We start from the raw sequence: 3,786 nt of genomic DNA, 5'->3' as shown, positions 1-3,786 counted from the left end.
ACCGTGAAACGACTCTACGCCGATGATAGTGCGGATTCCCGTGTGAAAGTAGGTAATCGTCAGGCTCCCTAAGCCAGAAACCCCCGCCCGAAAGGCGGGGGTTTTTGCATTTGTGGCGCCGGAAAGGCGATGGCAGCGAGACAAGAACCTCATCGATGTCGATCCTGCCGTCATCGCCCACGTCGGAACGAAATCACGCGATTTGATACGATCGAAGTGTCGTCGACAGCTGCGTGTATCGACGTTCGTGTTCGACCAGAGCTTCATGGAGAGAGGGCAGCGAATGAATATCGGTGACGCATCGCGCGAATCCGGCGTCAGCGCAAAAATGATCCGGTACTACGAACAGGTCGGCCTTCTTGCGCCGAGCAAGCGTAGCGACGCCGGATACCGGATCTACGGTTCGGACGAAGTCCATATCCTGCGTTTCATCCGCCAGGCACGGCGGCTCGGCTTTCTCGTCGAGGATATCCGCAAATTGCTGATGCTCTGGCAAGACCGCTCCCGCGCCAGCGCCGAAGTGAAGTCGATCGCCCTCGAACACGTGGCCGAACTCGACAAGCGCATCGCGGAATTGAGCGACATGCGCAATACGCTCGCCGACCTCGCCGCGCACTGCCATGGTGACGGACGTCCAGAATGCCCGATCTTGGCGCGTCTGGCTGGCCCGGTCGGTGAACCAGATTAGTGCGCGTGCTCGAGGCCGGAGAGGGGCCTCAATTCAATATCCTTATAAATCAGTGGGTTGACGCAGATGCTTCACAAACCATTCCGAATTGGAATGGCTTCCATGCAAGCATTTCACTAGCATCTTGGTGCGGCATCGCTATAATTCGGGATAACCCTATACGGGAAATCCCTGAATCTCGAATTCGCCAGGGTTCCCCCTTCCTTGGAGAACGTCATGATCGCCTACATCGTCGAAAAGCTGAGCAACTGGTTCGAATCCGCAGAGCGTGAGCGCCGTGAGGCTTACCTCGCTACGTCGTCGGATATCGTCCAACTCGAGAGCCGCATTCGTTCGCTCGAGACCAACGGCTACTCGCTGTAATCGGAGTCACCGTCAGGTGCCGTGTGGCACCGAACGAAAAGCAAGCCCCGTATTGACGGGGCTTTGTTTTTTTGTACGCCGGATCTGGCGAAATCGTCTGCGCAGCGCTATGGTATGGACCTGCTTTTCAACCGGAAGATTACGACCATGCGCTTGCGTCTCGATGTGCATCACGCTTCCCGTGCGCGTCTCGTTCTGGGCGCTGCGGTGCTCGTTCATGGCATCGTGGCCGGTGCGGCGACTTCGTCCAAGCCGCTGATTCTCGATACGCAACGCGGGATCCAGGATGGCAAGGGCGGCCTGGTGTTGCAAACGGCGCCGTTATCGTCCGAGCCGATTGTCGAACCCGCGGGCATGCGAACGTCGGCCGGGCAGGGGCCGAATTCGTCGGTCCCGTTGTTCGTCGCGCCGTATATCAATGTGCCGGGCTGGGGTGCGTCGCCTGCGAATCAGCCACAACCCACCCCGCGACTGCAACCGTAACGGCACGCCGCCCGCTCAGTTCCCGCGGTGCTCGATCTCGCACCGGGCGCCGCTGTCCTGTCCCAGGCGTTCGACGAGATAGGGCAGCGCTTCGTTCATGCTCTGTGCGAGCGTGTACGGCGGATTCAGGATGAACATTCCGCTGCCGTAAAGTCCCAGGCCATCGGCCGGCGGATTCGATACCGTCAACGTCAGGTGCAGCCAGTTGTTCGGCTGAAGGCGCTTGAGCTGTTCAGGAAAACGCTGCGACTCCACCCGCGCAACCTGCGGATACCAGATCGCGTAACACCCAGTGGCGAAACGCTTCAGGCATTCCGTTACGCAGGCCACCGTGCGCGCGTAATCTTTCTTGTCCTCGTAGGACGGATCGATCAGCACGAGCGCGCGTCGCGGCGGCGGCGGCAGCAGCGCCTTGATGCCCTCGAAGCCGTCACCGGCGAAAATCATCGCGCGTCGCCCGGCATCGCGGAAGTTGTGACGCAGCACGTCGATTTCCGTCGTGTGCATTTCGAACAGGCGCATCCGGTCCTGCTCGCGCATCGCGCGCCATGCAAGATACGGCGAGCCCGGATAGTAGTGCAGCTCGCCGTCGTCGTTCAGCGCGCGCACCTCGTCGATGTAATCGCCGAGCGCCTCAGGCAGGTTCTTGTCGTTCCACAACGGACCGATGCCGGTGTCGAATTCCCCCGTCTTGGCCGCATAACCCTCGCGCAGCGAATACACGCCGGCGCCGGCGTGCGTGTCGATGTACCAGTACGACTTGTCTTTCTTGTTCAGGTAGCGCAGCAGCTGGACGACGACGGCGTGCTTGAGCACGTCCGCGTGGTTGCCTGCGTGAAAACCGTGACGATAACTGAGCATGGCTGGCTGCCTGAAACGAAAGATGAATCGATGAAAACGGACGATTGCGCGCGGCCGTCGGGCCGTGCCCCAATGCGGCCGCGTATTGTACGCGAGTGGACGTGAGTCGCCTTACTCGTATGCGTCGCCGACGGCCTCCTCGATGCGTTCCTTGACCTCCGGCGTCAGCTTTGCGACAACGTCGAGCGCGCGCATGTTGTCGCCGATCTGCTCGATCCGGGAGGCGCCCGTAATGACCGAACTCACGCGCGGATTCGCGAGTACCCACGCGATCGCGAGCTGGGCGGTGCTGCAACCGAGTTCGGCCGCGATTCCGCCGAGCCGTTCGACCACTTCGTTGCTGGTCGGGTCCGTCAGCCGGTCGCGGAGCCAGTCGTAGCCCTGCAGTTGCGCGCGGCTGCCCGGCGGTACGCCATTGCGGTACTTGCCGGTGAGCAGCCCCGATGCAAGCGGGCTCCAGGTCGTCAGGCCGAGGCCGTAGTCGTCGTAGAGTCGCGCGTATTCCCGCTCGACCCGGGTACGGTGGAACAGGTTGTACTGCGGCTGCTCGACGACCGGTTTGTGCAGATGGTGCCGCTCGGCGATCTCGTACGCCGCGCGGATCTCGTCGGCGTTCCATTCGGACGTGCCCCAGTACAGCGCCTTGCCGCGCACGATCATGTCGCTCATCGCCCAGACGGTTTCCTCGATCGGCGTGTTCGGATCCGGGCGATGGCAGTAGACGAGGTCGACATAGTCAAGTTGCAGCCGGCGCAGCGAGCCGTCGATCGCGTGCAGCAGATATTTCCGGTTCAGCGTGTGGTACTGATTCGGGGCTTCCGCGAGTCCCCAGAAGAACTTCGTGGACACGAGGTAGCTGATGCGCGGCCAGCCGAGCGACTTGAGCGCCTGGCCCATGATTTCCTCCGATTTGCCGCCCGCGTAGACCTCGGCGTTGTCGAAGAAATTGACGCCCGCATCGCGGGCCGCCGCGAGGCATTCGCGGGCGGCCCGCTGATCGACCTGGTTGCCGTAGGTGACCCACGAGCCGAGCGAAAGCTCGCTGATCTGCAGGCCGGAGCGGCCTAGCCGTCGATAGTGCATGAGAATCTCCCGCGACTCGGAACCGACCTTAAGCTTAGACGTTTTGCGCGCGAACGGCGGGGCCGATCGTGCACAATAGCGGCTGGCCCGCCGGCACGACCACGCGATGAAAGCGGATGCGGCGGGGGGCGCTTTTTCGATCCGATAAAGGAAGGAGACTGACATGGCAGCAGATCTGAGCGGCAAGACCGCAGTCGTCACGGGCGCCGCAAGCGGCATCGGCAAGGAAATCGCACTGGAGCTCGCCAAGGCGGGCGCGGCCGTCGCGATCGCCGACCTGAACCAGGACGGCGCGAACGCGGTTGCCG

General features: G+C 62.1%; 6 protein-coding genes. 4 read left to right on the top strand and 2 right to left on the bottom strand.

Annotated features, from left to right (window positions below; genetic code table 11):
* Positions 1–283: 283 nt before the first annotated feature.
* The 3 genes from cueR to F3J14_RS34015 all read left to right on the top strand — a co-directional run bounded on the left by cueR (position 284) and on the right by F3J14_RS34015 (position 1,534).
* Positions 284–688, top strand: coding sequence for a Cu(I)-responsive transcriptional regulator (cueR, locus tag F3J14_RS34025; protein ID WP_166726640.1), 405 nt, complete (start codon positions 284–286; stop codon positions 686–688).
* 216 nt (positions 689–904) lie between these two features.
* Positions 905–1,051 carry a DUF3563 family protein gene (locus F3J14_RS34020; protein ID WP_006478295.1) on the top strand — a complete coding sequence of 49 codons (147 nt, stop codon included), beginning with the start codon at positions 905–907 and terminating at the stop codon, positions 1,049–1,051.
* 114 nt (positions 1,052–1,165) lie between these two features.
* On the top strand, positions 1,166–1,534 hold the full coding sequence (locus F3J14_RS34015; RefSeq protein ID WP_166726639.1) for a hypothetical protein: 369 nt from the start codon (positions 1,166–1,168) through the stop codon (positions 1,532–1,534).
* Positions 1,535–1,549: 15 nt separating this feature from the next.
* On the opposite strand, the gene rlmJ is transcribed toward F3J14_RS34015, so the two are convergent.
* Both rlmJ and F3J14_RS34005 read right to left on the bottom strand, forming a co-directional pair.
* Positions 1,550–2,395 carry a 23S rRNA (adenine(2030)-N(6))-methyltransferase RlmJ gene (gene rlmJ, locus F3J14_RS34010; protein WP_105789183.1) on the bottom strand — a complete coding sequence of 282 codons (846 nt, stop codon included), beginning with the start codon at positions 2,393–2,395 and terminating at the stop codon, positions 1,550–1,552.
* A 111-nt stretch (positions 2,396–2,506) separates the two neighbouring features.
* Entirely contained in the window at positions 2,507–3,478 is a 972-nt protein-coding gene (locus F3J14_RS34005; protein WP_166726638.1) for an aldo/keto reductase, read from the bottom strand.
* 163 nt (positions 3,479–3,641) lie between these two features.
* On the opposite strand from F3J14_RS34005, the gene F3J14_RS34000 reads away from it, so the two are divergent.
* Positions 3,642–3,786 (top strand): SDR family NAD(P)-dependent oxidoreductase (locus tag F3J14_RS34000; RefSeq protein WP_131932302.1); only part of this gene is annotated, 145 nt, incomplete at its 3' end.

Source organism: Burkholderia sp. Tr-862 (assembly GCF_011753085.1).
GTDB classification, from domain to species: domain Bacteria; phylum Pseudomonadota; class Gammaproteobacteria; order Burkholderiales; family Burkholderiaceae; genus Burkholderia; species Burkholderia ambifaria.
This window is presented reverse-complemented; position numbering and strand designations above follow the sequence as displayed.